At 66.1% G+C, this 25909-nt stretch carries 22 protein-coding genes, 1 tRNA gene and 1 pseudogene; 10 read left to right on the plus strand and 14 right to left on the minus strand.

Annotated elements, in window-relative coordinates; translation table 11 throughout:
* Positions 1-54 precede the first annotated feature (54 nt).
* Complete coding sequence (locus QM682_RS17255; protein ID WP_415131973.1) at positions 55-393, minus strand: arsenate reductase family protein; 339 nt, start codon at positions 391-393, stop codon at positions 55-57.
* 13 nt (positions 394-406) lie between these two features.
* The gene (locus QM682_RS17260) at positions 407-1696 is read right to left on the minus strand and encodes a DUF3422 family protein (protein ID WP_415131975.1); all 1290 of its coding nucleotides are present in this window, start codon (positions 1694-1696) and stop codon (positions 407-409) included.
* Positions 1697-1868: 172 nt separating this feature from the next.
* Here QM682_RS17260 and QM682_RS17265 point away from each other — a divergent pair, with 172 nt between their 5' ends.
* The gene (locus QM682_RS17265) at positions 1869-2378 is read left to right on the plus strand and encodes a L,D-transpeptidase family protein (protein WP_415131977.1); all 510 of its coding nucleotides are present in this window, start codon (positions 1869-1871) and stop codon (positions 2376-2378) included.
* Between the two features lie 231 nt (positions 2379-2609).
* Positions 2610-2849: a hypothetical protein gene (locus QM682_RS17270; protein WP_415131979.1), complete on the plus strand. Its 240-nt coding sequence runs from the start codon at positions 2610-2612 to the stop codon at positions 2847-2849.
* Between the two features lie 177 nt (positions 2850-3026).
* On the opposite strand, the gene QM682_RS17275 is transcribed toward QM682_RS17270, so the two are convergent.
* The 4 genes from QM682_RS17275 to QM682_RS17290 form a co-directional block, all read right to left on the minus strand.
* On the minus strand, positions 3027-4466 hold the full coding sequence (locus QM682_RS17275) for an NAD(P)(+) transhydrogenase (Re/Si-specific) subunit beta (protein ID WP_415131981.1): 1440 nt from the start codon (positions 4464-4466) through the stop codon (positions 3027-3029).
* Positions 4467-4476: 10 nt separating this feature from the next.
* Positions 4477-6051, minus strand: coding sequence for a Re/Si-specific NAD(P)(+) transhydrogenase subunit alpha (locus QM682_RS17280; RefSeq protein ID WP_415131983.1), 1575 nt, complete (start codon positions 6049-6051; stop codon positions 4477-4479).
* 506 nt (positions 6052-6557) lie between these two features.
* A complete protein-coding gene (locus QM682_RS17285) occupies positions 6558-8690 on the minus strand; it encodes a malate synthase G (protein ID WP_415131985.1) in 2133 nt (710 codons plus the stop codon).
* A 182-nt stretch (positions 8691-8872) separates the two neighbouring features.
* Positions 8873-9523 (minus strand): hypothetical protein, encoded by a 651-nt coding sequence (locus tag QM682_RS17290; RefSeq protein WP_415131987.1) that lies wholly within the window; start codon positions 9521-9523, stop codon positions 8873-8875.
* Between the two features lie 157 nt (positions 9524-9680).
* Here QM682_RS17290 and pepN point away from each other — a divergent pair, with 157 nt between their 5' ends.
* On the plus strand, positions 9681-12230 hold the full coding sequence (pepN, locus tag QM682_RS17295; protein WP_415131989.1) for an aminopeptidase N: 2550 nt from the start codon (positions 9681-9683) through the stop codon (positions 12228-12230).
* A gap of 553 nt (positions 12231-12783) precedes the next feature.
* A complete protein-coding gene (locus tag QM682_RS17300; RefSeq protein WP_415131991.1) occupies positions 12784-12981 on the plus strand; it encodes a hypothetical protein in 198 nt (65 codons plus the stop codon).
* A gap of 414 nt (positions 12982-13395) precedes the next feature.
* On the opposite strand, the gene QM682_RS17305 is transcribed toward QM682_RS17300, so the two are convergent.
* The 5 genes from QM682_RS17305 to QM682_RS17325 all read right to left on the minus strand — a co-directional run bounded on the left by QM682_RS17305 (position 13396) and on the right by QM682_RS17325 (position 18258).
* Positions 13396-13719 (minus strand): 2Fe-2S iron-sulfur cluster-binding protein, encoded by a 324-nt coding sequence (locus QM682_RS17305; protein ID WP_415131993.1) that lies wholly within the window; start codon positions 13717-13719, stop codon positions 13396-13398.
* Between the two features lie 181 nt (positions 13720-13900).
* A complete protein-coding gene (locus QM682_RS17310) occupies positions 13901-15109 on the minus strand; it encodes a beta-ketoacyl-[acyl-carrier-protein] synthase family protein (protein WP_415132013.1) in 1209 nt (402 codons plus the stop codon).
* A 134-nt stretch (positions 15110-15243) separates the two neighbouring features.
* On the minus strand, positions 15244-15504 hold the full coding sequence (locus tag QM682_RS17315; RefSeq protein WP_415131995.1) for an acyl carrier protein: 261 nt from the start codon (positions 15502-15504) through the stop codon (positions 15244-15246).
* A 12-nt stretch (positions 15505-15516) separates the two neighbouring features.
* Positions 15517-16620 carry a UDP-3-O-(3-hydroxymyristoyl)glucosamine N-acyltransferase gene (locus QM682_RS17320; RefSeq protein ID WP_415131997.1) on the minus strand — a complete coding sequence of 368 codons (1104 nt, stop codon included), beginning with the start codon at positions 16618-16620 and terminating at the stop codon, positions 15517-15519.
* A 27-nt stretch (positions 16621-16647) separates the two neighbouring features.
* Complete coding sequence (locus QM682_RS17325; RefSeq protein ID WP_415131999.1) at positions 16648-18258, minus strand: L,D-transpeptidase family protein; 1611 nt, start codon at positions 18256-18258, stop codon at positions 16648-16650.
* A gap of 347 nt (positions 18259-18605) precedes the next feature.
* Here QM682_RS17325 and QM682_RS17330 point away from each other — a divergent pair, with 347 nt between their 5' ends.
* Positions 18606-19166, plus strand: a complete 561-nt coding sequence (locus tag QM682_RS17330; protein ID WP_415132001.1) for a YcbK family protein — start codon at positions 18606-18608, stop codon at positions 19164-19166.
* Positions 19167-19229: 63 nt separating this feature from the next.
* Here the strand turns inward: QM682_RS17330 and QM682_RS17335 are convergent, their stop codons facing one another.
* Positions 19230-19985 (minus strand): SseB family protein, encoded by a 756-nt coding sequence (locus tag QM682_RS17335; RefSeq protein WP_415132003.1) that lies wholly within the window; start codon positions 19983-19985, stop codon positions 19230-19232.
* A complete protein-coding gene (locus tag QM682_RS17340) occupies positions 19945-20580 on the minus strand; it encodes a uracil-DNA glycosylase family protein (protein WP_415132005.1) in 636 nt (211 codons plus the stop codon). The genes QM682_RS17335 and QM682_RS17340 overlap by 41 nt, the downstream gene beginning before the upstream one ends.
* Positions 20581-20739: 159 nt before the next feature.
* Between QM682_RS17340 and QM682_RS17345 the strand changes: the two genes are divergently transcribed.
* From QM682_RS17345 to kdsA, 3 genes are read left to right on the plus strand one after another with little or no spacing between them, the layout of a single operon-like run.
* Complete coding sequence (locus tag QM682_RS17345; RefSeq protein WP_415132007.1) at positions 20740-21393, plus strand: ABC transporter ATP-binding protein; 654 nt, start codon at positions 20740-20742, stop codon at positions 21391-21393.
* Entirely contained in the window at positions 21377-23104 is a 1728-nt protein-coding gene (locus QM682_RS17350) for a capsule biosynthesis protein (RefSeq protein WP_415132009.1), read from the plus strand. The genes QM682_RS17345 and QM682_RS17350 overlap by 17 nt, the downstream gene beginning before the upstream one ends.
* The gene (gene kdsA / locus QM682_RS17355; RefSeq protein WP_415132011.1) at positions 23101-23934 is read left to right on the plus strand and encodes a 3-deoxy-8-phosphooctulonate synthase; all 834 of its coding nucleotides are present in this window, start codon (positions 23101-23103) and stop codon (positions 23932-23934) included. Before QM682_RS17350 ends, kdsA begins: the two co-directional genes overlap by 4 nt.
* Positions 23935-23940: 6 nt before the next feature.
* Here kdsA and QM682_RS17360 read toward each other — a convergent pair whose 3' ends face one another.
* The gene (locus QM682_RS17360; protein WP_415132015.1) at positions 23941-25137 is read right to left on the minus strand and encodes an NAD(P)/FAD-dependent oxidoreductase; all 1197 of its coding nucleotides are present in this window, start codon (positions 25135-25137) and stop codon (positions 23941-23943) included.
* A gap of 96 nt (positions 25138-25233) precedes the next feature.
* On the opposite strand from QM682_RS17360, the gene QM682_RS17365 reads away from it, so the two are divergent.
* Both QM682_RS17365 and QM682_RS17370 read left to right on the plus strand, forming a co-directional pair.
* Positions 25234-25308, plus strand: a tRNA-Gln gene (locus QM682_RS17365).
* 221 nt (positions 25309-25529) lie between these two features.
* Positions 25530-25909, plus strand: a pseudogene (locus QM682_RS17370) (IS5 family transposase); the annotation flags it as partial.

Genomic DNA, 25909 nt, shown 5'->3' on the forward strand with positions numbered 1-25909 from the left:
CGCCAGACCCGACCGCCCATTCGTTCAGCACGATCTGGTTCGGGCCGATCCCGGCTAGGCCGCCACCCCCAGCGCGCGCTTGACATTGGCGGTCCAGCCCAGAAGGCGCGTGTCACCCGTGACGATGGCCGGGCGCTTCATCAGCGAGGGCTTCGCCATCAGCATCTCCAGCGGCGGTTGGGCGCGTTCGGAATCGGACATGCCGCGCCAGGTCAGCGAGGCGCGGTTCACCAGCTTCTCGCCGAACTGTCCGATCATGCGGGTCCAGTCCGAGGCCTCCAGCGGCTGCTCTTTCACGTCGCGGAAGCGGACCTGCCAGCCCGCGGCCTCAAGCTCGGCCTTGGCCTTCTGGCAGGTCGAGCAATGCGCCAGCCCATACATGTCGAGTTTCATCGCAATCAACCTTTCAATGATCGTGCAGCCGGGCACGGATGCGGCGGATGGACAGGAAGACGCCCAGCACCACCAAGGGCGTCAACCCCGCGATCAGCACCGCCTTGTCCACGTCCAACGCATGGGCCAGCGGGTAAAGCGCATAGCCCAGCAGTCCCACCGCATAATAGCTGATGGCGACGACGGAAAGCCCCTCGACCGTGTGTTGCAGCCGCAATTGCAGATCGGCGCGCCTGTCCATGCGCTCCATGATCGCCTGGTTCTGGGCACCGCGCCAGACATCGACACGGGTGCGCAGAAGATCGCCCGCGCGTTCGGCCCGGTCCAGCATGGCGGCAAGGCGCCGTTCAGCCGATTTCGCCGTCCGCATCGCGGGCTGATAGCGGCGCGCCATGAATTCGGTCAGCATCTGCCCGCCCAGGAAACGGCTTTCGCGCAGCGCCGCCACCCGGTCCATGACGATGGCCTCATAGGCGGCGGTCGCGCCGAAGCGGAAGCCATGCCGCGTGGCCGCGCTTTCCAGCCGGGCCGAGACCGAAAGCAGGTCGTTCAGCACCGCCTCGGCCGGCAGATTCTCGTCGGTCATGCCCTGGACGATGCCGCTGAGCAAAGGCTCCAGCGCGTTCATCTGGCGCGTCAACTCACGCGCGCGGCCAAGGCCCAGCATGGACATGGCGCGATAGGTCTCAAGCTCCATCAGCCGCTGAACGATGCGCCCGATCCGCCCCGAGGCGGTGCCGGGCCGCACGAACAGCGCAAAGCGCATCAGCCCGGCCGGGTCGATGCGGAAATCGCCCGCCACCACCGCGGCCTCGTCCAGCACCCAGACCGAGGCGAGGCTGTCGGCCGCGAACCATTCGGTCAGGCGCGGCAGCACCTCCTCAGGTTGGTCGGGCAGAAAATCCACCTGGATCATCACCGCCGCGATGCGCTTGCCGGGCGCACGCGCCTGCCATTCCTCGGGGAAGATCTCGGCCGCCGAAGGGTCGAAGGCGCGCGGCGGCAGGCCACGGGCGAAGGCGGCATAGGTCACGAACTCGGTATGGCTTTCCCAGCGCAGCTTGTGGCGGCCCAGATTGCCCTTGTAATGCCCCGCCTGGGGATCGGGACGCGGCGCGCCGTGGCGGGCGCAAAGCTGGGCCAGATGCGCGACATCGGCGTCGCGGTCGCGGCTGGCGGCGTCGCGCGGCTCCTTGAAGGCCAGGAATACCGCCGTGCAGGGCGCCTCAAGCCGTGGCGAGGGCCGGGCGTGCAGCTCGTTCACCAGATCGTAGCGCAGCGGATGTTCGGCGTCGTGGATCATGGGGCCAAGATCTATCAACCGGGCGCGCGTTCCGGCAAGCGGGAATGCGCGCAGACCCGGCCCCGCGCCGCGACCATGGCGGGTTCATGTTTTCGTGATGCCGCCCACGATTGCCCCACGCCCGCCGACAGGGCAAACTGCCTGGCAAAACACCGGCGAGGGGCTAGGGACGATGCGGCAATGGATCGCCAGAATTCTGGCAATAGGGCTTGTCCTGGGGCTGGCCGCCTGCGGACCCAGCAAGTTCAAGACCTATAGCGGCCCGCCGATCACGCAGATCCTGGTCCAGAAATCCGAACGCAAAATGTATATGCTGAGCGGCAATCGCGCGGTCAAGGTCTATGACATCGGCCTGGGCAACATGCCGCTGGGCCACAAGCAGTTCGAGGGCGACGGCAAGACCCCGGAGGGTGTCTATTACATCGACCGGCGCAACCCGGACAGCCGCTATCACCTGTCGCTGGGCGTGTCCTATCCCAATCCTGCGGACAGCGCCTATGCGCTCTCGATGGGCCAAGAGCCCGGCGGCGACATCTTCATCCATGGTCAAGGCCCCGAGGGAAGGGCGCTCTCGAAGCGGATGCGCGACTGGACGGTGGGCTGCATCGCCGTCACCGACGACGAGGTCGAGGATATCTATGCCATGGTCCGGGACGGCACGCCGATCATCATCACGCCTTGATCCGGGTTCGGGCGGATAGCATCCCGACCTGACCGGAACGGGGTTTTCCCAAGCGCCATGCCCGCGCTTAGCCGGCGGGAACTATACTTGTGCAGGGTCTTGTATGGCAGACCTGTTCAAAAGGTCATATAGGATTTTCGGCCCTTCTGCGGAATAATTCAGGCCATGAAAGCAGCCTGAAAGTGCCCCCGAATACCCGCCATGTATCTGCCCCCAGTCATCAATGAAGACTTGATCGATTCGATCGAAACCGAGGGTTACGTTCCCGGAGAAATCGAATCCGTCATGCGCTTCGGTCCGCAATCGCGATGGCGTGCCGGCGCCATCGTGGCCAGTTCGACCGAACGCTCGCAGGCCGTGGCCACGCGCTGCGCCCTGCTGATCCCGCGACGGGGAAAGCGCACGCGCAAGCTGGCGCTGCACCCGGCGCTGCCCGCCGATGTGATCAAGTCGATGCTTCACGCGATCTGATCCCACCACCCATCGGCGGCAAGTAAACAGGCGGGCCCCGACCGGGCCCGCCTTAAACATTCCAGCCCGATATCCATACCGGCCCGCGGGGAAAGACAATGCACGGGGGGCTAGCCTTCTTTGCTTGCCAAATACCCCCGCCGGAGGCGCCCCGGCGCAAAGGCCGGGACAGCCGTTTCATTCGATCATCGGCAGCAACTGGTCGATCGACTTTTTAGCATCGCCATAGAACATCCGCGTGTTCTCTTTATAGAACAGCGGGTTCTCGATCCCGGAATAGCCGGTCCCCTGCCCGCGCTTGCTGACGAAGACCTGCTTGGCCTTCCAGACCTCCAGCACCGGCATGCCGGCGATGGGGCTGTTGGGGTCTTCCTGCGCGGCGGGGTTCACGATGTCGTTCGAGCCGATGACGATCACCACGTCGGTATTGGGGAAATCCTCATTGATCTCGTCCATCTCCAGCACGATGTCATATGGCACCTTGGCCTCGGCCAGAAGCACGTTCATATGGCCCGGCAGGCGGCCCGCGACCGGGTGGATGGCAAAGCGCACGTTCTTGCCCCTGGCGCGCAGCTTGCGGGTCAGTTCGGAAACCGATTGCTGCGCCTGGGCCACCGCCATGCCATAGCCGGGGACGATGATGATCTCGTCGGCATCGTTCAGCGCCGAGGCCACGCCCTCGGCGTCGATGGCGATCTGCTCGCCCTCGATCTCCATCGCCGGACCCGTCTCGCCGCCGAAGCCGCCCAGGATCACGCTGACGAAATTGCGGTTCATCGCCTTGCACATGATATAGGACAGGATCGCGCCGGACGAGCCGACCAGCGCGCCCACCACGATCAGCAGGTCATTGCCCAGGGTAAAGCCGATGGCCGCCGCCGCCCAGCCGGAATAGCTGTTCAGCATCGAGACCACGACCGGCATGTCCGCCCCGCCGATCCCCATGATCAGGTGATAGCCGATGAAGAAGGCGGCCAGCGTGATCACCGTCAGCCACAGGACCGGCGCGCCGGCGGCGCAGTAAAGGATCACCGCCAGCAGCGACAGCGCGGCCGCGCCCGCGTTCAGCATATGCCCGCCCGGCAGCTTCTTCGGCTTGCCGTCGATCTTGCCGGCAAGCTTGCCGAAGGCCACGATCGAGCCGGTGAAGGTCACCGCGCCGATGAAGATCCCCAGCGCCACCTCGACCTTCAGCATGGCGATCTCGGCCGGGCTCTTGTGGGCCAGCACGGCGGCGAAGCCGTGGAACTCGGCCATGGCGTCGGCCGCGCGGGCGCGCAGCACGCGGCCCAGCTCGAACTGCGCGTTGAAGCCGATCAGCACGGCGGCAAGGCCCACCAGCGAATGCATGGCGGCGACAAGCTGCGGCATCTCGGTCATCTGGACGCGCTTGGCGACGACCCAGCCGATGCCGCCGCCCACGGCCAGCATCAGGATCGAGATCAGCCAGTTGCCATAGCCCGGCCCGATCAGCGTGGCGACGACCGCCAGCGCCATGGCGGAGATCCCATACCAGACCGCGCGCTTGGCGCTTTCCTGCCCCGAAAGCCCGCCCAGCGACAGGATGAACAGCACGGCCGCGACGACATAGGCGGCGGTGGTGAAACCGTATTCCATCGCCAACTCCTTACGATTTTTGGAACATGGCAAGCATCCGGCGCGTGACCAGGAAGCCGCCGAAGATGTTGACGCCCGCCATCAGCACCGACAGCGCCGCCAGCACCACCACCAGCCCGCCGCCCGAGCCGATCTGCAAGAGCGCCCCGACGATGATGATCGAGGAAATGGCGTTGGTGATCGCCATCAGCGGCGTGTGCAGCGAATGGCTGACATTCCAGATCACCTGGAAGCCGATGAAGACCGACAGAACGAAGACGATGAAATGCGACAGGAAGCTCGACGGCGCGAAGATGCCGACCAGCAGCATCAGCACCGCCCCCGCGACCAGCAGCGTGACCTGGCTGCGGGTCTGCGCCTTGAAGGCGGTGACCTCGGCCGCGCGCTTTTCCTCGGGCGTCGGTTCCTTCGGCTTTTCCTTGGGCTTCTGGGCCGCGATGGCCGCGACCTTGGGCGGCGGCGGCGGCCAGGTCACATCCCCGTCATGGGCGACGGTCGCGCCCCGGATCACGTCATCCTCCATGTTCTGGACGATCACGCCATCCTTGCCCGGCGTCAGGTCCGACAGCATGTGCCGGATATTGTTTCCATAAAGTTCAGATGCTTGCGCGCCCATCCTCGACGGAAAGTCGGTATAGCCGATGATGACCACGCCGTTTTCCGTCACGATGCGTTCGTCCGGCACGGTCAGGTCGCAGTTGCCGCCCCGCTCGGCGGCCAGGTCCACGATCACGCTGCCGGTCTTCATCGCGGCGACCATGTCCTGGGTCCACAGCTTGGGCGCGGGACGGCCGGGGATCAGCGCGGTGGTGATGACAATATCCATCTGCGGCGCCAGTTCGCGGAACTTCGCAAGCTGCGCCTCGCGGAACTCGGGGGACGAGGGCGCGGCATAGCCGCCGGTCGCGGCGCCGTCCTGGGCCTGCTCCTTGAAATCAAGATAGACGAATTCCGCGCCCATCGATTCGATCTGCTCGGCCACCTCGGGGCGCACGTCGAAGGCATAGACCTGCGCGCCCAGGCTGGTGGCGGCGCCGATGGCGGCAAGCCCCGCGACGCCCGCGCCGACGATCAGCACCTTGGCCGGCGGCACCTTGCCCGCCGCCGTCACCTGGCCGGTGAAAAAGCGGCCGAAATTGTTCGCGGCCTCGATCACCGCGCGGTAGCCGGCGATATTGGCCATCGAGGACAGCGCGTCCATCTTTTGCGCCCGGCTGATCCGGGGCACCATGTCCATGGCGATGGCGGTGATGCCCTGCTCGCGCGCCTGTTCCAGCAGCTCGGCGTTCTGCGCCGGCCAGAAATGCGAGATCAGGGTCTGGCCGCGCCGCATCTGCCGGATCTCGCCGGTTTCGGGGGCGCGCACCTTGACCACCACATCCACGTCGCCGATCAGCGCGGCGGCATTCGGCGCTACGGCGACCCCCGCCGCCTGATAGGCCGCATCCGGGAAACCCGCCGCCACTCCCGCGCCGCTTTCGACCTGGACCTCATGCCGCAGCTTTTTCAGATGCGCCGCGGATGAAGGGGTGACCGCGACCCGCGCCTCCCCATCATAGCTTTCTTTCAATGCGCCGATCTTCACCGAAGGCCCTCCCTTCTGACTGTTCCGCAGAAGAGATAGCATCGCGCAATAATCTTTCACAAGAGCGGTGCGCCTGATCGGTTTCCAATTCGCACGATTTCGGGCGGGGTGGGTATTTGAAAAACGAAGAACAGGGGCGACCGGGGTGCGCCCTCCATTCTTTCCGTTTCCCGATGCGCGGCCACCCTCGCCGCACGAAAATCCCCGCCTGAAGCCTTTCCGCATGCCCGCACCCACGCCCCAGGCATGTGAGCGGCGAAGGCACGAGAACAAGCCGGCAATGGACAAGCGATGGGCAGGGATGACCGCCGCCGCCCCGAATTCGAACGAGGCGCCCGCGCAACCGCAGGCCCGTTACCGCTTATGCCTGTCACGCCCTTGGGAAAAGGGCGGGGTATCCCTGACACCCCGATCATCCGCGCCCAGATGCTTTCGTGCCCAGATGCTTTCGCGATGGCGCCGCCGCCCGCGAAAGCCTTCGGCCGCGCGGGCAGCGAGCCTGGGTCTTAGGCGGCCCGTTCCGCCTTGGCTTGCAGGCGGCGGGCGTGCAGCACCGGCTCGGTATAGCCCGAGGGCTGGACGCGGCCCAGGAAGACAAGATCGCAAGCGGCCTGGAAGGCCACGCCGTCATAGCCGGGCGCCATGGGACGATAGGCGGGATCGCCCTGGTTCTGGCGGTCCACCACCAGCGCCATCTTGCGGAAGGCGTCCATCACCTGGGTTTCGCTGACGATGCCGTGATGCAGCCAGTTCGCCAGCGACTGGGCCGAGATGCGCAGCGTGGCGCGGTCCTCCATCAGGCCCACATCGTTGATGTCGGGCACTTTCGAGCAGCCGACGCCCTGGTCCACCCAGCGCACGACATAGCCCAGGATGCCCTGGCAGTTGTTCTCAAGATCGCGGGCGATCTCGGCATCGCTGTAATTGCGCCCGCCGGCCAGCGGAATGGTCAGCAGGTCGTCCAGCCGGGCGGGACGCTTCAGCGCCTCGATCTGGGCCTGGCGGGCATGCACGTCCACCTTGTGGTAATGCGTGGCGTGCAGGGTGGCGGCGGTCGGGCTGGGCACCCAGGCGGTATTGGCGCCCGACATGGGATGGGCGATCTTCTGTTCCAGCATCTCGGCCATGCGGTCGGGGATCGCCCACATGCCCTTGCCGATCTGGGCCTTGCCGGCCAGCCCGCAGGCAAGCCCGATATCCACGTTGCGATCCTCATAGGCCGAGATCCAGGGCTGCGCCTTCATCTCTCCCTTGGCGAGCATCGCGCCCGCCTCCATCGAACTGTGCAGCTCGTCCCCGGTGCGGTCCAGGAAGCCCGTATTGATGAAGGCCACGCGGTGTTTGGCGGCGCGGATGCATTCCTTGAGGTTGACACTGGTGCGGCGCTCTTCGTCCATGATGCCCAGCTTGACGGTGTGGCGCGGCAGGCCCAGCACGTCCTCGACATGATCGAAGACCTCGCTGGCGAAGGCCACTTCCTCGGGGCCGTGCATCTTGGGCTTGACCACATAGATCGAGCCGGTAACGGAATTCGCGCCCCGGTCCAGGTCGCGCAGCGCGCAAAGCGTGGTCACCATCGCGTCCAGCAGCCCCTCATGGACCTCGCGCCCGTCGCGATCCAGCACCGCCGGGGTGGTCATCAGATGGCCGACATTGCGCACCAGCATCAGCGCGCGGCCCTTGGCCGTCGCCACGCCGCCGTCGGGGGCGGTGAAGGCAAGGTCCGGGTTCAGCTTGCGGGTGAAGCTTTTGCCGCCCTTGGCCACCTCCTCGGACAGGGTTCCGTCCATCAGGCCCAGCCAGTTGGCATAGGCCAGGGCCTTGTCCTCTCCATCGACGCAGGCGACGGAATCCTCGCAATCCATGATCGCGGACAGCGCCGATTCCAACACGATGTCCGAGATGCCGGCACCGTCCTGGCCGCCCACCGGGGTCGAGGGGTCGATCACGATGCGGATCAGCAGGCCGTTATTCTTCAGCAGGATGTCCGAGGGGCTGGCGGCATCGCCGATATGGCCGGCGAGTTTCCCCGCCTCGCGCAGCGCCGGGACCAGCGCGCCGTCCTTGACCGAAAGCGCCTGAACCTCGGCCCAGGAACCCGAGGCCAGCGGCACCGCCCCGTCCAGGAAATCGCGGCCCCAGGCGATCACGCGCGCGCCGCGTTCGGCGTCATAGCCCTTGCCCTGCGGCAGGTCGCCCAGTGCGTCGGTGCCGTAAAGCGCGTCGTAAAGGCTGCCCCAGCGGGCATTGGCCGCGTTCAGCGCATAGCGCGCATTGGTGATCGGCACGACAAGCTGCGGCCCGGCCAGTTCGGCGAATTCGGGGTCGGTCGCGGGCGTCTCGATCTGGAAATCCTCACCCTCGGGGACCAGATAGCCGATCTCGGCCAGGAAATCGCGATAGGCGCCCGCATCCACGGGCTGGCCGCGATGGGAGATATGCCAGGCATCCAGCGCCGCCTGAATCGAGTCGCGCTTTTCCAGCAGGGCGCGGTTCTTGGACCCCAGATCGTGAAGCAGGCTGGAAAGCCCCTCCCAGAAGCGGCGCGGCTCGATCCCGCTGCCGGGCAGCGCATGTTCCGAGATGAATTTCTCCAGGGCCTCGTCCACCCGCAAACCGGCCTTCTCAACGCGCGCCATCGCCCGATCCTTTGTTGCCCACGATATTGTGCACCGGGGTATGCCAAAGCGGCGGCAGATTCAATCGGCGGCTCTTTCAATCGGATCAAAAAACACAATTCGCCCAGCGTAAAAACGGCCGCCGCCCGGATGAGCCGGACGGCGGCATTTTCGCCGGGCGGAAAGGCCCGGTCGTCAGCGGATCAGTTGCCCGCCGGAGTGGTCGTGGATGAGGTCGCGGGGGCGGTCTGGGGAACCGGGGCCGGCTCGACGGTCACGGCGTCCTGAACGGCCTGGCCCGCATCCTTCAACGCCTCGCCCGCCGCATCGGCCGCATCTCCGGCCGCGTCGCGCGCGGCGTCGGCGGCGTTGCCGGCGGCGGTCGCAGCCTCCTCGGCGGCCTGGCTTGCGGTCTCGCCCACGGCGGTGGCGGCGCTGCCGGCGGCATCGGCCGCGCTATTCGCGGCATCGGCGGCGGAATTCGCCGCATCGCTCGCGGCTTCCTCGGCCGGGGTCGGCGTGGCGGTTTCGGTGGTCGTCTCGACCGGCGCGGGGACGGGCGCGGTGGTGGCCTCGGCCGGGGCGGGAACTGGGGCGGGAACCGGAGCCGGAGCCGTCTCGGCGGGCGTGGTTGTCGTCACCGCAGGAGGCTCGGCGGTCGTGATCTCGTTGCGGTTCATGAAATATTGCAGCACGAAATAGGCGATCGCCAAAGCCAGCAGGATGCCGATGATCAGCGGCAGGGGCGAGGCGCGGCGCTCGACCGGCTCGACATAGGTTTGGTCCAGCTGGGCGCGCCGCGCCGGATCGACGGGATCGGTCCGTTTGGGATCGTTCGGGTCGTAATTTGCCATATTCGGCTCTCCTTCCTGAATGGTTCGGGTTTCCCAGGACATGCGCGGCTCGCATGTCCGCGCCTGGCTTGCGACCCGGCTTGCTGGCGTTTAACTGTCGGATTCGCATCAAGTTCCGTGCCTTGCGGAATTTTCACCGCCCATCCCGGAGGGTCAGATGACCGCCACGCAACTTCTCGCCGACTGGCGCCCCTATCCGTTCGAGATCGCCGAGACCCGGCTGAGCTTTCACCTGCATCCCAGCCGGACCCGCGTGCTGTCGCAGATCGAATTCCGCCGCATCGGTCCGGGCGATCTGGTGTTGGACGGCGCCGGGCTGAAGACGCTGGCTTTGTCGGTGGACGGCCGCGCGCTGGATCCATCCCTGATCCGCGAGGCCGAGGAAAAGCTGATCGTCCCGGCGGACGCCCTGCCCGACGCCTTCACCTTCGCGGCCGAGGTCCAGATCGACCCCGAGGCCAATACCGCGCTGGAAGGGCTTTACCTGTCGGGCGGCATGTTCTGCACCCAATGCGAGGCCGAGGGGTTTCGCCACATCACCTGGTATCCCGACCGTCCCGATGTGATGGCGCCCTTTCGGGTCACGATCCATTCAGACCAACCCGTGCTTTTATCGAACGGCAACCCGGTCGAGCAGGCGCCGGGCATCGCCGTCTGGCATGATCCCTGGAAGAAGCCGGCCTATCTTTTCGCGCTTGTCGCGGGCGATCTGCGCGCGATCCCGGACCGTTTCACCACCATGTCGGGGCGCGAGGTGGCGCTGAACGTCTGGGTCCGTCCGGGCGACGAAGGCCGCGCGGGTTATGCGATGGAAAGCCTGGTCCGCTCGATGCGCTGGGACGAGACGGCTTACGGCCGCGAATACGATCTCGACATGTTCAACATCGTCGCCGTCGATGATTTCAACATGGGCGCGATGGAGAACAAGGGGCTGAACATCTTCAACTCGAAGCTGGTGCTGGCCACGGCGGAAACCGCGACGGATGGCGATTATGAGCGTATCGAGGGCGTGATCGGGCACGAATATTTCCACAACTGGACCGGCAACCGCATCACCTGCCGCGACTGGTTCCAGCTTTGCCTGAAAGAGGGGCTGACGGTATTCCGCGACCAGCAATTCACCAGCGACATGCGCAGCGCGGCGGTCAAGCGCATCCATGACGTGCAGACCCTGCGCGGGCGCCAGTTCCGCGAGGATGCCGGGCCGCTGGCGCATCCGCCCCGCCCGGATCACTATCAAGAGATCAACAATTTCTACACCGCAACGGTCTATGAAAAGGGCGCCGAGGTGATCGGGATGCTGAAGCGCCTGGTCGGCGATGCGGGCTATGCGGCGGCGCTGGACCTGTATTTCGACCGCCATGACGGCCAAGCCTGCACCATCGAGGATTGGATCGCCGTGTTCCAGGACGCGACGGGCCGCGATCTGACGCAGTTCAAGCTGTGGTATACCGACGCCGGCACCCCGCGCCTGACACTTTCCGAGGAATGGGCCGATGGCACTCTGGTGCTGAACTTCCGCCAGGACACCGCGCCGACCCCCGGCCAGTCCCACAAGCCGCCCCGCGTGATCCCGGTCGCGATCGGCCTGATCGGGCCGAATGGGGACGAGGTGCTGCCGACCACGGTGCTGGAAATGACCGAAGCCGCGCAAAGCTTCCGCTTCCAGGGCCAGGGCGCACGGCCCGTGGTCTCGCTGCTGCGCGGCTTCTCGGCCCCGGTGACGGTGAGCCGAGAGTTATCGGCGGATGATCAGGCGCTGCTGCTGGCGCATGACACCGACCCCTTCGCGCGCTGGCAGGCGGGCCATGACCTGGCGCTGGACGCTCTGATCGCGGCGGCGCAGGGCGGCGACGCGGGCCAGGGCTTCATCCGCGCCCTGGGCGGCGTGCTGGACGACGCCCAGGCGGACCCGGCCTTCGCCGCCCTCTGCCTGGCGCTGCCGGGCGAGGAAGAGATCGCGACCGACATCGCCGCGCGGGGCCAGACCCCAAATCCCGACGCGATCCACGCCGCCCGCGCCGACCTGATGGCGCGCATCGCCGCCGCGCATGAAACGGCGCTGGCGCGGCTTTACGACGCCATGGAAGGGAAAGGCCCTTACCGTCCCGACGCGGAGGGCGCGGGGCGGCGCAGCCTGCGGCTGGCGGCTTTGGCCTATCTCTCGCGCCTCGACGGCGGCGCGCGGGCCGAGGCGCTGTTCACCACGGCGGGCAACATGACCGAGCGCCAGGGCGCGCTGGAGCAGCTAATCGCGGCCGGCCGCGATGCCCAGGCGCTCGCCGCGTTCGAGGCCGAGTTCCGGGGCAACCGGCTGGTGATGGACAAATGGTTCATGGTCCAGCCGCTGCGCGCCCGGCCAGGCCAGGCTGTGGCCCGCGCCCGCGAACTGGCGGCCCGGCCGGATTTCGACTGGAAAAACCCGAACCGCTTCCGTGCCCTGGTCGCGGGGCTGACGGCGAACCATGCCGGTTTTCACGCCGCCGACGGCTCGGGCTACGATTTTCTGGCGGAATGGCTGATGCGGCTCGATCCGGTGAACCCGCAGACCACCGCGCGCATGTGCCAGGCATTCGAGAGCTTCCCCCGCTACGACGCGACCCGCCAGGCCAGGGCGCGCGCGGCGCTGGAGCGGATCGCGGCGATGCCGGGACTTTCGCGCAACAGCGCCGAGATGGTGACGCGCATCCTGGCCGCCGCCGGCTAGGCCCCGCAACGGCTAGGGCAGACGGCGGCTAGGGCAGACGGCGGCTAGGGCAGACGGCGGCTAGGGCAGACGGCGGCTTCGCGGACAAGGCATGAACAGCCGCCTCGATCCTCTGATACGGAAGCTGGCTCCCCGGCTTTTCTCGGGGCGCCCGCTGGCATCACGGCTCAGCGCGAAGGGGTATATACGGCTGGCGCGCCATCTCGCCGCCCCGCGGCCTGGGACCGAATGACCAGCCCGGCGGGCATCGTGTCGAACGCGCGGGTTTCTACCCTGCGAGACGATCCTTTGCGCCAACCACGACATCCCGCTCCAATTCGCCGCGCCGATGACCCCCGCCGAGCGAGGGCGGGGCAGGGCCGGAGCCGTTTTGAATGCAACGGGGTTGCGGCTTACCGAAGGCATCCGATCATGCGCGGGCCGCCCAGCGGTTGCGGCGTATTCGCTTCCGATCACAGTTTGACGGCGCATTCCTACGGGTGGCATCGACCCGGCTTTGCCTGTAGTCCTGCCGATGGCGGCGCGCCTTTGGGTCGGCAAGGCGTGGGAAGCGATGCCGTTCATCTTGCGGATTTCGCTCAACGCGGCAAAGACGGCTCAGCTCTCGGCGCCGGCGTCGCGCCTCGCAAGAAACGCGCTTTCCGGCTCAGGGCGAAAGGCCGGAACGATCCTGTCGCGCGGCCAGTCGGCTGGCGCGACCGCCTCGGTGGATGCCGGCCTCAATGGCGAAAATGCCACCCCTTTTCAATGACTGGCGCGGGGCCAGCTTGCGGCAAGCATGCGCCCGGAAATGGGCAAACGAGCAGGCTCGGCATGGGCGAAGGCCGTGCCGAATGACGCGGCGGCGCCTCAGGATCCAGCACCGGGGGCGGGCCCTGTCCATGAACGGCTTGGCCGACCTCTTCGGACAGGCCATCGGCATGGCCCGCGCTCGGGAAGAAACTCGCGCCGATGGAGCATCCACGCCACGACTTTCCGACCCGCGCCGCTTGGCCGCATCACCCCAATGAACGCCACCGAGCAGCTTCCGCGCAAACCTCTTCACGAGACCTCATCGCAAGTCGCGGATTCAACAGGCGGATGCACCAACCTCGTGGCGGAGCAGACCGCCGCCCTTCCCCGTCCCACGAACAGGGCGACCCGCCCCGCAGAACCCAGCCAGATCTCAGATCTGGCGCTCGGGCAGGTTCACCACCAGGCCGTCCAGATCCGGCGTGACCTTGATCTGGCAGGTCAACCGCGACCGCGCTGGGTCGGGCTGATAGGCGAAATCCAGCATGTCCTCTTCCATCGGGTCCTTCGCGGGCAGCCTGTCCACCCATTCAGGCGCCACATAGACATGGCAGGTCGAGCAGGCGCAGGCCCCCCCGCAGTCGGCGTCGATTCCGGGCACGCCATTGTCGCGCGCGCCCTCCATCACCGTCATGCCGGGCTTCACGTCGATTTCATGGGCGGTGCCGTTGTGCTCGATATAGGTAATCTTTGCCATGGGTGCCTTCCTTGCCGATATCAGCCCGCAGATAGGCCATCGCCGCCGCGCTGAAAAGCCCCGCCGCCCGCGCCTGCGGCGGCACCCACTTCTTTCTTGCCCAAATATCCCGGGGGATGAGCCGCTTGCGGCGAAGGGGGCGGCGCCCCCTTCCCTTCCGCCCCCTTCCCTTCGGTCGCGATCAGACCCGGCGCAGGGCCAGCACGGCGTTCAGCCCGCCGAAGGCGAAGGCGTTCGAGAGCACCGCCTCGACCCGCGCCTCGCGCGCCTCGTTCGGCACCACGTCCAGCGCGCATTCCGGGTCCGGCTCCTCATAGCCGATAGTCGGCGCGATGATGCCGTCGCGCAACGCCATGATGCAGGCCAGAAGCTCGACCGCGCCGGTGCCGCCGATCAGATGCCCATGCATGGATTTGGTCGAGGACATCATCAGCCGGTCCGCATGCGGCCCGAAGGCATGGGCCACGGCGGCGCATTCCGTCTTGTCATTGGCGGCGGTGCCGGTGCCGTGCGCATTGATATAGCCGATCTCCTCGGGCCGGATATGCGCATCCAGCATCGCCCCGGTGATCGCCCGCTCGGCCCCGATGGCCGAGGGCATCACGATGTCCTGCGCATCCGCGCACATGGCAAAGCCCACCACCTCGGCCAGGATGTCGGCGCCGCGCAGCACCGCATGCTCCCAATCCTCGAAGACGAAGACGCCCGCGCCCTCGCCCTGGACCATGCCGTTGCGCGTGGCCGAAAACGGCCGGCAGGCATCCTTGGACATGACCCGCAGCCCCTCCCATGCCTTCACCCCGCCAAAGCACAGCATCGCCTCAGAGCCGCCGGTCAGCATCACCCTGGCCGCGCCCGAACGCACCATGTTGAAGGCCATGCCCATGGCGTGGTTCGAACTGGCGCAGGCGGTGGCCACGGTGAAGCTGGGACCCATCAGCCCGTATTCCAGGCTCAGATGCGAACAGGCGGCATTGTTCATCAGCTTCGGCACGACGAAGGGATGGACGCGGTTCTTTCCCTCTTCATAGACGGTGCGGTAATTTTCGTCCCAGGTGTTCATGCCCCCGGCGGCAGTGCCCAGGACTACGCCTGAATGCAGGCCCAGTTCGCCCTCGAAGGTCAGGCCCGACTGCTCGACCGCCTCGCGCGCGGCCAGCAGGGTGAACTGGGTGAACTTGTCGTAAAGGACGATCTGCTGACGATTGAAATATTGCTCGGCATCCCAGTCGCGCACCTGGCCGCCGATCCTGATCGTCAGCCGGTCCACGTCCCGGAAATCCAGCGGGCCGATGCCGCAGCGCCCTTCACGCATCGCCTCAAGCGTCGCGGGCACATCGCGCCCCAGCGCGTTGATCGTTCCCATGCCGGTGATCGCCACGCGGCGCATGCCGTTCGCGTGCCGCCCCATGATCACGCGGCCCAGCATGGTGCGCGCCGCGCGGGTCGCGTTCTTCATCTTGCCCTTGACCTTGCCCTTGGAAGTCGGGACCTCCGGCGATGCGGGGCTCGTCTTCTTGGCGTTCATGCCTTTTCCGCGACCAGCTTCTCGACCGCCGAGACGATGGCGCCCAGGGACGACACGTCGAATTCGGATTTCTCTGGTTCATTGGCGTTGAAGGGCACCGAGATGTCGAACTCCTCCTCCAGGGCAAAGATCGACTCGACCAGGCCCATGCTGTCGATGCCGATTTCTTGCGGCGTCATTTCCGGGCTCAGCTCGGCGGGGTCCAGCATGGCCTGCTCGGCGATGATCTGGATGATGCGGTCACGGACATCTGTCATTCTGGCCTCCAATCAGCCCTTGTCGTCTGCCGAACGGTTCTCGAACAAATTCTTAACAGTTTCGCGAAGCTCCGCCACCTGTGCATAAAGCCTTGGCAGGCGGCGAATGTTCTTTTGCGCCTCGACATGGGTTTCCATCTTGACCGCCGGGCTGCCCAGAAGCACGCGGCCGGCCGGGGCATTGGTAAAGATCTTGGTCGCGCCGCCCGCGATCACGTCATCGCCCACGAAAATATTGTCCGAGACGCCGACCTGTCCGCCCAGCACCACGCGATTGCCGATCCGGGCCGAGCCCGCCACGCCGACCAGCCCGCACAGCATGGAATCCTCGCCCACAAGGCAATTGTGGCCAATCTGGACCAGGTTGTCGATCTTGGTGCCGCGCCCGATGCGGGTGGCGCGGATGGTGCCGCGGTCGATGGTCGAATTCGCGCCGACCTCGACATCGTCGCCGATCTCGACCCCGCCCAGCGAATGGATGCGGGTCCAGTGCTGCTGGCGGATCTCGTGGCGCTCGCCCAGCGTCTGGCGGATCTCCTCGACCCCGGATTTCTCGGGGGTGACGAAAGAGAACCCGTCCGCGCCGATCGAGACGCCCGGATGCAGGATCACCCGGTCGCCGATCTGGACGCCATGGGCGACGCGCACGCCTGGATGCAGCAGCGCCTGGGCTCCGATCACGGTGTCGCGGCCGATCGAGACATGGGACGCGACGCGCGCCCCCTGCCCCAGCCGCACATTCGCGCCGATGACGACAAAGGGACCGATGGCCGCGTCCGGCGGGATCTGCGCGCTGGGATCGATCACAGCCGTCGGATGGATGCCGGGCGCGATGTCAGGCCCCCGGTCGAAGGCGCGGGTCAGACCCGCCATGGCCAGGCGCGGCCGGCCGACCAGCACCGCTGCCTTCAGGCCCAGGCGCTCGGGCTCCATCCCTTCGGCCAGAAGAGCAATGCCACCCGGCGCCAGCTTCTCGGCATAGGCGGGCGTCGTGGCAAGCGCGATCTGCCCCTCTCGCGCCTGGCCCGCCTCGGCGGCCCCGGTCACGGCCAGACTGCCATCCCCCCAAAGCCGGGCGTCCAGCGCCCGTGCAAGATCGGCCATCGTCAGATTCATGCGCCACCCCCTTGTTCAAGGAGTGATCTAGTCCGAGAGGGACGCGAAATCCAGACCGCTCGGTTCCGCCGCCTTGACAAGCGCGGCATGGACCATCGCATCGCGGCCGTAAATGTCGGGATAGCGGCGAATCTTGCCGTCGCGATCCGGGAAGGCGGTGAAATAGACCAGATGCACCGGCACCGGATGGCGCAGGTTCAGATAGGCTTCGTCGCCCGAGGCCAGCGCGCGGCCAAAGGCGGCCTCGGGATTGCCGACCTGACCCTGAAGCAGTTCATGCGCCAGGTCGATCGGGCGGCCGATGCGGATGCAGCCATGCGAATAGGCACGGCTTGCCTGGTTGAAGAGATGTTTCGAGGGCGTGTCGTGCAGATAGATGTTCCAGGGGTTCGGGAACAGGAACTTGACCTGTCCCAGCGCATTGTCGTCGCTGGGCTTCTGGCGCATGCGGTAAGGGAAGTTCGCCGCCGTATAGCGGCTGAAATCGATCCGGTCGCGCGGGATCACGTTGCCCGCGCGGTCCAGGATGTCGAGTTGCGAGACCGCGTTGCGGTTCGCCTTGAGCTTGGGCAGGTATTCCTTGACCGTGATCGAACGCGGCACGTTCCAGCGCGGATTGGCGACGACATATTTCATCGTCTCGCTGAACTCGGGCGTCTCGAATTCGGGGTCCGCCTTGCCGATCACCACGCGGGTCGAAAAGACCTCCTGCCCGCCATCCAGCACATGGGCGGCGAATTCGGGCAGGTTGACCCAAACCTGCCGCGCCATCGGGTCCTGCCCGGCCATCCAGCGCATCCGTTCCAGCGCGACAAGGATCGCGGCGCTTTGGGCCGAGGGGCCGCCATTCATCAGCGCGATGCTGCGCGGCCCGGCGATGCCATCCGCCGTCAGCCCCGCCGCCGCCTGGAACGAGGCGACCGCCCGCGTCAGGCCCGCATCGAAAAGCTGCAACTGCGGTGCGGGGCCGGCATCGTGACCCAGCGCCGCGAGCCTGTCGCGCAGCAGGGCGATCTGCGGGCCAAGATCGCCCTCGCGCCAACTTCCCGACGGGACGGGCCGCAGGCCCAGCGGCGGCGCGACGCCTCCGCCCTGGCGCGCCAGCGCCTGTTGCAGGATGCGGTAGCGCGGGTCCTGCGGCGCAAGCGCATCCAGATAAGCGCCCGGATCGGGCGCCGAGACGAACCCGCGCAGCATGTCGCCGGTGCCGGGACGGATCACCTGGCGCTTGTTCCCCGGCAGGCTTGCCGGATCAAGGATGCCGCCGGCGATGTCATGGGTCCAGTTCTGGAACACCTGGGCAAAGGCCATTTCATCGGCCAGCGTCGTCGCGCCCGAGGCGTCGAGGGCGCGCAGATGCGCGGCCGCATAGCGCCGAGGCGGCAGGCCATGGCTGGGCGCCTGCTCGACCGACCGGATCAGCGCCTGGCGCAAGACCCCGCCGCCCTGCCCCAGAAAGACCGGCCGCAAGCCGTTCGCGCCATAGAAATCCGCCAGACCGGGATTCGTCGCGACGGCCTGCGCCAACGCCATCTCGTCGGACGAAAAAACCAGGCGCGGGGCGGGAAGGCTGGCCAGGGTCGCGCCCTCCAGCACCTGCGCCGGGGCATGGTTGGGCAGGAAAGCGCCAGTCGCCAATGCACCACACACAACCAAAGCACGAATCACGTTAAAGAAGGCCACGCCCAGAAATCCCGTTCCACTTCCGTCCCATTCTGCCGCAGCTCGCAAGCCGCTCCAATCGCTGCCTAACTTTTGTTGCGCGATTGATGCGCCAAGGACACGACGTGCAAAAACCTGTGGTTGTGCGGGAAGGCGGGATTCACGTCGGCGGATTTACGCCTAGGATGGCGGAACCGTGCCGCGAGAGGAATCAAAAGCTTTCTCCGCTCGCACTCTGGTGACATATTGTTAAACAGTTCCGGTTAAACCGGGAACCGCCGGAAGGCCCGGCAAAACAAACGAAGCAGGACAGGCGATCTGACATGACGTTTGGAACTATCTCGCGTCGCGGCATCCTTGGTGTGTTCGCGACGACGACGGTGGCGGCGGCGCCGGTTATGGCCAATGCCTTCGGCATCGTGCGGGGCGCGGGCGACATCCGCAGAATCCGCATGTATTCGGGGCGCACCGGCGAAAGCATCGATACCGTCTACTGGGTCGAGGGAAAATATATCCGCGATGCCTTGAATGAAATCAACGTGTTCATGCGCGATTGGCGCACGGGCCAGGTGATCGGGATCGACCCGCGCACCGTCGATATCGCAGCAGCCTCGCACCGGCTGATGCAAACGAACGAACCTTACATGATGCTCTCGGGCTATCGCTCTCCCAAGACCAATGCCATGCTCCGCTCGCATTCCTCGGGCGTTGCCCGGAATTCGCTGCACATGGTGGGCAAGGCTGCGGACCTGCGGCTGAAATCGCGCTCGGTCTCGCAGATGTATAAGGCGGCCGCGGCCTGCCAGGCCGGCGGTGTCGGCAGATACTCCCGCTCAAACTTCGTGCATATGGATTGCGGTCCGGTGCGCCACTGGGGCGCCTGATCGCGGGACATCACTTTCGCGTGAGTTTGCCAAGATCCGCCCCCAGGGGCGGATCTTTGCGTTTCACCAGCGCAGACGCGGCGGGGCTCCGGAATCGCGCTGGGGCTGGACCGGCTCGGGGGCAAGCTCGGGCGGCTCCAGCAGGACGGCATGGGCGGGCGGCGTGATTTCCGAGAACGCGATATCCACGCCCCGCGCCTGTTCGGGCAGGAAAGCCAGCAGTTCCGCGAATGCCTTGGCGACCTGATCGCGACGGGCTTCGGCCACCCCTTGCAGCAGCAGCACATGACGCCTGACGCCCGCGCTCCATTCGGCCTGGAACAGGGCCGCGCGCCGGACCACGCCCGCCACATCGGCCAGCCGCTGCGAAAGCGGCTCGACCAGATCGGAGACCAGACCGGGCTGGGGCGGGAAACTGGCGCGGGGGGCGCCCTCGGGCGCCAGGTTGGGCCGGGCCTGAAGCGCCTGGACCAGCCAGGCCAGCGCCTCGGCATCCAGCAAAAGCTGCGAGGGCGCGCCCGGATTGACCAAAAGCCCCCTCCCCTCGGCCGCCAGCGCCGCCGCCAGCACCCGCCCCGGCAGCGCGACATAGGCGACCGGCCCGCCCACGAACTCGGCCAGCCGCTCGGGCAGGTCGCAGGCCAGGGCGGCCGCCCCCGTGGGCAGTTCATATATCTGAAGATCGGCCCGGTCGTCGGCGGGCTCCTGGGTCAGCGCGGCGAAAAGCTCGGTATCCGCCAGCCGTGACAGGACGCGCGCGCGCGCGCCCGCATCGGCTTCATGGAAGGGGGTCGGGCAAAGCATGTCCAGCGGTGTCATCGGCCTCTCGCAACGTGTCGGCAACGGTCCGGCGCAGGACCGGCAGCAATTCGTCCTGAAACCAGGGGTTCCTCTTCAACCAGCCGGTATTGCGCCACGAGGGATGAGGCAAGGGAAAGATGCCCGGCGCATGCGCGCGCCAGTCGGCCACGCGCCGGGTCAGGCTGGCGCGTCCGCCCAGATGCCAGTTCTGGGCATGCGCCCCGACCAGCAGCGTCAGGCGCGGCGCGAGTTGCGACATCACCGCCCCGCGCCAGGTTGCGGCGCAGATCGGGGGCGGCGGCAGGTCCGCGCCCTTGGCGTCATAGCCCGGAAAGCAGAACGCCATGGGCACGATGGCGATACGGCTCTTATCATAGAACGCCTCGGGCGCGATCCCCATCCAATCGCGCAGCCGGTCGCCCGAGCGATCGGCGAAGGGCCGCCCCGCCAGATGCACCCGCATCCCAGGCGCCTGCCCCACGATCAGGATGCGCGCACCCGGCCGGAACCATACCACCGGCCTAGGCGGATGCGCCGTGGCGGTGGCCGCGAAGCGCGCCGCGCAAAGCCGGCAGCCAGCTATTTCGTCCTGAAGAGCGTTGGCTGGGCGCATCTGATGCAAATAAGAATGAAATCCGCCGCAGAAAGCCCTTTGCGTTCACGAATAGTCAAGCAAATCTGCGCCATGGTGGACAGTGACCGGCGGCCACCCTAATGTCCACCACCAGACGAAGGACGGGATTTCGGTGGTGGGCCGGAACGGAGCACCCAGATGATTGAGTTTGACAACGTATCGAAATCCTTTTGGACCGGGACGCAGCGCAAGGTCATCCTGGATCAGGCATCGTTTCGGATCGAACTGGGCAAGTCGATGGGGATCCTCGCGCCGAACGGCACCGGCAAGACCACGATCATCAACATGATGTGCGGACTGGAAAAGCCCGACGAGGGCAAGGTCCGCAGCAATTGCCGGGTCTCGTTCCCCCTGGGCTTCATGGGGGGGGTCAGCAGCAAGCTCAGCGCGAACGAGAACGCGCGCTTCATCGCCCGGATCTATGGGCTGGACCCCGACTATGTCGAGGCGTTCTGCCGCTGGCTGACCGATATCAAGGAATATTTCGACATGCCCATCGGCACTTACAGCGCCGGCATGCGATCACGCTTCACCTTCGCGCTGCTGTTGGCGCTGGAGTTCGATGTCTATCTGATCGACGAGGGAATGCCCTCGACCACGGATGTCGAGTTCAACCGCAAGGCCGGCGCGGTGCTTTATGAGCGGCTGCGGGACGCGACCGTGGTGGTCGTCTCGCACCAGGCGCGCACGATCGAAAAATTCTGCAATTCCGCCGCCGTCCTGCGCGACGGCAAGCTTTATCAGTTCGAAACCCTCGAAGAGGCCAAGCAATATTATGACTACACCGCCTAAGGCGCGCGTCTATCGCATCAGCCGCGAGGAATCGGTTCTGGCCGTCAAGCGCGGCGCGGACGACGCTTCGGACAGCGCCAGGGTGCAGGTGCATGTGCGCAAGAAGGGCGACGATGCCCGCGACCGCATGGCCCAGGACCCCTCTCGGCTGTTTGCCCCCGACGAAGAGGATGACGGCTTCGCGGGAATGACCTTTCCGGGCGGCCAGAAAAAGCCCGAAGGCCCGCCCATGGCCGAGCGCATTGCCGCCGTAAGGGCCGAGAACCTGACCACCCGGCAATTGCGCATGGCCCGGCGTATCGCCGCCATGCATGAAATCGACGTGGACTCGGACCACGAGGCGGTGGTGCTCCTGCGCGACAGGGGCATAGATCCGTTCCATCGCGCCTCGGTGGGGCAGATCCTTTCGGAAGAGGGCGGCCGCAGCCAGCAGCGCAGCGCCGCCGCCTCGCCCGGCCCGACGCCCAAGCGCGGGACCGAAATCGTTCCCTTGGCCCCCCGCGGTCTTCCCACCAATCCGGGTCAGCCCAAACTGCCCTCGCGCGAAGCCCTGACCGAGGACAAGCGCGCGGCCGAGATCATGCGCATCCAGCGCGACATCGCCAAGCGCCGCCGCCGCCGGCTGATGCTGCTGATGGCACGGCTGGTGGCGCTGGTGGGGATCCCGTCCCTTATCGCGGGCTGGTATTATTTCAACGTGGCGACCCCACTTTATGCCACGATATCGCAATTCCAGATCCAGCAGGCGGAAAAGGCCAGTTCGGGCGGGCTGGGCGGGCTTTTCAGCGGCACCCAGCTTGCCACCAACCCGGATTCGGTGGCGGTGCAAAGCTATCTGACCTCACGCGACGCGATGTTGCGGCTGGATCAGGAACTGGGCTTCAAGAAGGCATTCCAGGACCCGGCGGTGGACCCGATCCTGCGGCTGACGCCCGATGCGACCAATGAGCAAGCCTATAAGCTTTACCGCAATTCGGTGAAGATCGGCTATGATCCGACCGAGGGCGTGGTCAACATGGAAGTCCTCGCCCCCGATCCGAAGCTGAGCCAGCAGTTTTCCCTGGCCCTGATCAAATATGCCGAGGGGCAGGTGGACCAGATGACCGCCCGCCTGCGCGAGGATCAGATGCGTGGCTCGGTCGAAAGCTATCAGGATGCCGAGAACAAGGTGCTTCAGGCCCAGCGGCGCGTGCAGGAGGCGCAGCAGAAGCTGGGCGTCCTGGACCCTGTGGCCGAGGGCACCGTGGTGATGGGCCAGATCGCCGATCTTGAGCGCCAGCTTGCCGCGAAAATGCTGGAGCTGGGGCAGCTTCAGTCGAACGCCAACCCGAACCAAAGCCGCGTGGTGGGCGTCAAGGGCGACATCTCGCGGTTGAACGCGATGCTGGCGGAGACGCGCGCCAAGCTGACCGAGGGCAGCGGCGCGCGCGGCTCTCTGGCCGCCATCTCGGGCGAGATCCGCATCGCCGAATCCGACCTGGCGACCCGGCAGGAACTTTTGGCCACTGCGGCCGCGCAGATGGAAAACGCGCGGATCGAGGCGAACAAGCAGGTCCGCTATCTGGCCCTGTCCATCGCGCCCGTCCCCCCGGACGAGGCGACCTATCCCAAGGCTTTCCAGAACACGATCGTGGCCTTTTTGATCTTTGCCGGCATCTATCTGATGCTGTCCCTGACCGCCTCGATCCTTCGCGAACAGGTATCCTCATGAACCATGTGCAAATCGGCGATCTTCGTTTCGGCAATGACCTGCCCCTGGCGGTCATCGCCGGTCCCTGCCAGCTTCAGACGCTGGACCATGCGCTGATGATCGCCCAGACCATGGCCGATGCCTGCGCCTCGGCCGGGGCGGGCTATGTGTTCAAGGCCAGCTACGACAAGGCCAACCGCACCTCGCTTTCAGGGCGGCGCGGTGTCGGGATGGAGGAAGGGCTTCGGATGCTGGAAGAGGTGCGGGCGCGGATCGGCTGCCCCGTGCTGACCGATATCCACGACATTGCGCAAGCCAGAGCCGCGGGCGCGGTGGTCGATATCATCCAGATCCCCGCCTTTCTCTGCCGCCAGACCGATCTTCTGCTGGCGGCGGGCGAGACGGGGGCCGTGGTCAATATCAAGAAGGGCCAGTTCCTCGCCCCCTGGGACATGCCCAATGTGGCCGATAAGGTCGCCTCGACCGGAAACCGGCGAATCATGCTGACCGAGCGTGGGGCAAGCTTCGGCTACAACACCTTGGTGGCGGATATGCGCAGCCTGCCGATCATGGCCCGCACCGGCTGGCCGGTGATCATGGACGCAACGCATTCGGTCCAGCAGCCGGGCGGCCAGGGCGGCTCCTCGGGCGGGCAGCGCGAATTCGCCCCCGTCATGGCCCGCGCGGCCGTTGCACTGGGCGTCGCCGGCGTCTTCATCGAGACGCATGAGGATCCCGACAGCGCGCCCTCGGACGGGCCGAACATGGTCCGGCTTGAACGGATGCCGGCGCTGATCGCCTCGTTGATGCGCTTCGACCCGCTGGCCAAGTCAGATCCGGTGATGGGCTGATCCGGCCTATCCGGCGGCGATGGATTTCGCCGCCGCATGGGCCGAAGCCCAGGCCCATTGGAAGTTGTAACCGCCCAGCCAGCCGGTCACGTCCACAACCTCGCCGATGAAGAACAGCCCCGGCATCCGCCGCGCCTGCATGTCGCGGGCGTTCAGGTCGCGGGTATCGACGCCGCCGATGGTGACCTCGGCGGTGCGCCACCCTTCCGAGCCGACTGGCCGCAAAAGCCAGCCGTTCACCCGCGCACCCAATGCGTCAAGCCGCGCATTCGGCTGATCGGCCAGTCGCGCCACCGCCTCCAGCCCCAGTTCCTGAACGATGGCATCGGCAAGCCTGGTGGGCAACAGCCGCCCCAGCGCAGTCGCGACCGAGATCCTTCCTGCCTTCCCGCGCATCGCCTTCAACTCGGTCGCCACGGCAAGATCGGGCCGCAGATCGACGGCGATCTCCTCTCCCGGTCGCCAGAAGTTCGAGATTTGCAGGATCGAGGGGCCGGACAACCCACGATGGGTGAAAAGCAGCCCGTCCTGGAAATGCACGCTTCTGCCATGGCTGACCCGCGCCTCGACCGACAGCCCCGCAAGCGGCTGGCACAGCTCCAGATCCTGCTGCGCGAAAGTCAGCGGCACCAATCCCGCGCGCGCTTCGACCAAGCGAAGCCCCAGACGCTGGGCCAGATCGTAGCCGAAGCCCGTCGCCCCCATCTTGGGGATCGATCGCCCGCCTGTCGCCACCACCAGATGCCGCGCGTTGAACACACCGCCCGCGGTTTGCACGGCATAGCCCAAACCCGTCCGCTCGACCCCTTCGATGGCCGTTTCAAGCAAAAGCTGCGCGCCTCGCATCCGGCGCAGCAGCAGATCGACGACCTGCCTGGCACTGCCATCGCAGAAAAGCTGTCCCAGCGCCTTCTCGTGCCAGGCGATCCCCGCACGGTCGATCAGCGCAACGAAATCCTCGGGCCTGTATCCCGCCAGCGCCGAGGCGCAAAAGCGCGGATTCCCGGACAGGAACCGCTCACGGCTGGTCGCCAGATTGGTGAAATTACAACGCCCTCCGCCCGAAATGCGGATCTTTTCGCCCGGCGCCCTGGCATGGTCGATAACCAGCACGCGATGCCCTGGCTCCGCCTCGACAAGTGAGCCAGCGCAGAAAAGCCCCGCCGCTCCGGCCCCCAGAATGATCGTATCGAAATGCTCCATGCGGGCCGCATAACTGCCCACGGGACTGCCCACAAGAAATTTCCAATTCGCTCTTGCACCCCCCCCACAGCTTGGATAGATACCCGCTCACAGAGTTGGGGCGTGGCCAAGTGGTAAGGCAACGGTTTTTGGTACCGTGTACCGTAGGTTCGAATCCTACCGCCCCAGCCAAGATTTCTTGAGTATTGACAGAGCGATAGATTCCAGTCACTGATCAGTGTTTCTTCCAGCACGATCATCAGCCTAGCAGATCGCAAGGCCGCTGATATCGGCCCTGTGCTGTGAGGGGCAATGCCTCAAGTGCCCCAGGGGTTGGTCCGGGATCGTTCGGCTCCCGACCCATTGATTTTGGGCGTTTGACGTGTTTCAGGCTTCGCAAGGAGACCTGATCCATGAGCAAGCTCTACTGGCTGAGCGATGAGCAAATGGAGCGCCTCAAGCCGTTCTTTCCCAAGAGCCATGGCAAACCCCGCGTCGATGATCGCCACGTTCTGAGTGGCATAATCTTCATCAATCACAATGGGTTGCTGTGGTGCGACGCGCCGAAGGAATATAGCCCTGCCAAGACCCTCTACAACCGTTGGAAGCGCTGGAGTGACAACGGGGTCTTCGCTCGGATCATGGTCGGTCTGGCCGCCCAGAGCGCCGAGCACAAGACGATCATGATCGATGCGACCTATCCCAAGGCGCACGCACGGCGTCGAGCTTGTGCGTGAAAAAGGGGGCGCGTACGCCAGATCGGGCGGACAAAAGGCGGCATGAACGCCAAACT

The sequence above is a fragment of the Paracoccus sp. (in: a-proteobacteria) genome (assembly GCF_047605025.1).
Classification (GTDB): Bacteria; Pseudomonadota; Alphaproteobacteria; order Rhodobacterales; family Rhodobacteraceae; genus Paracoccus.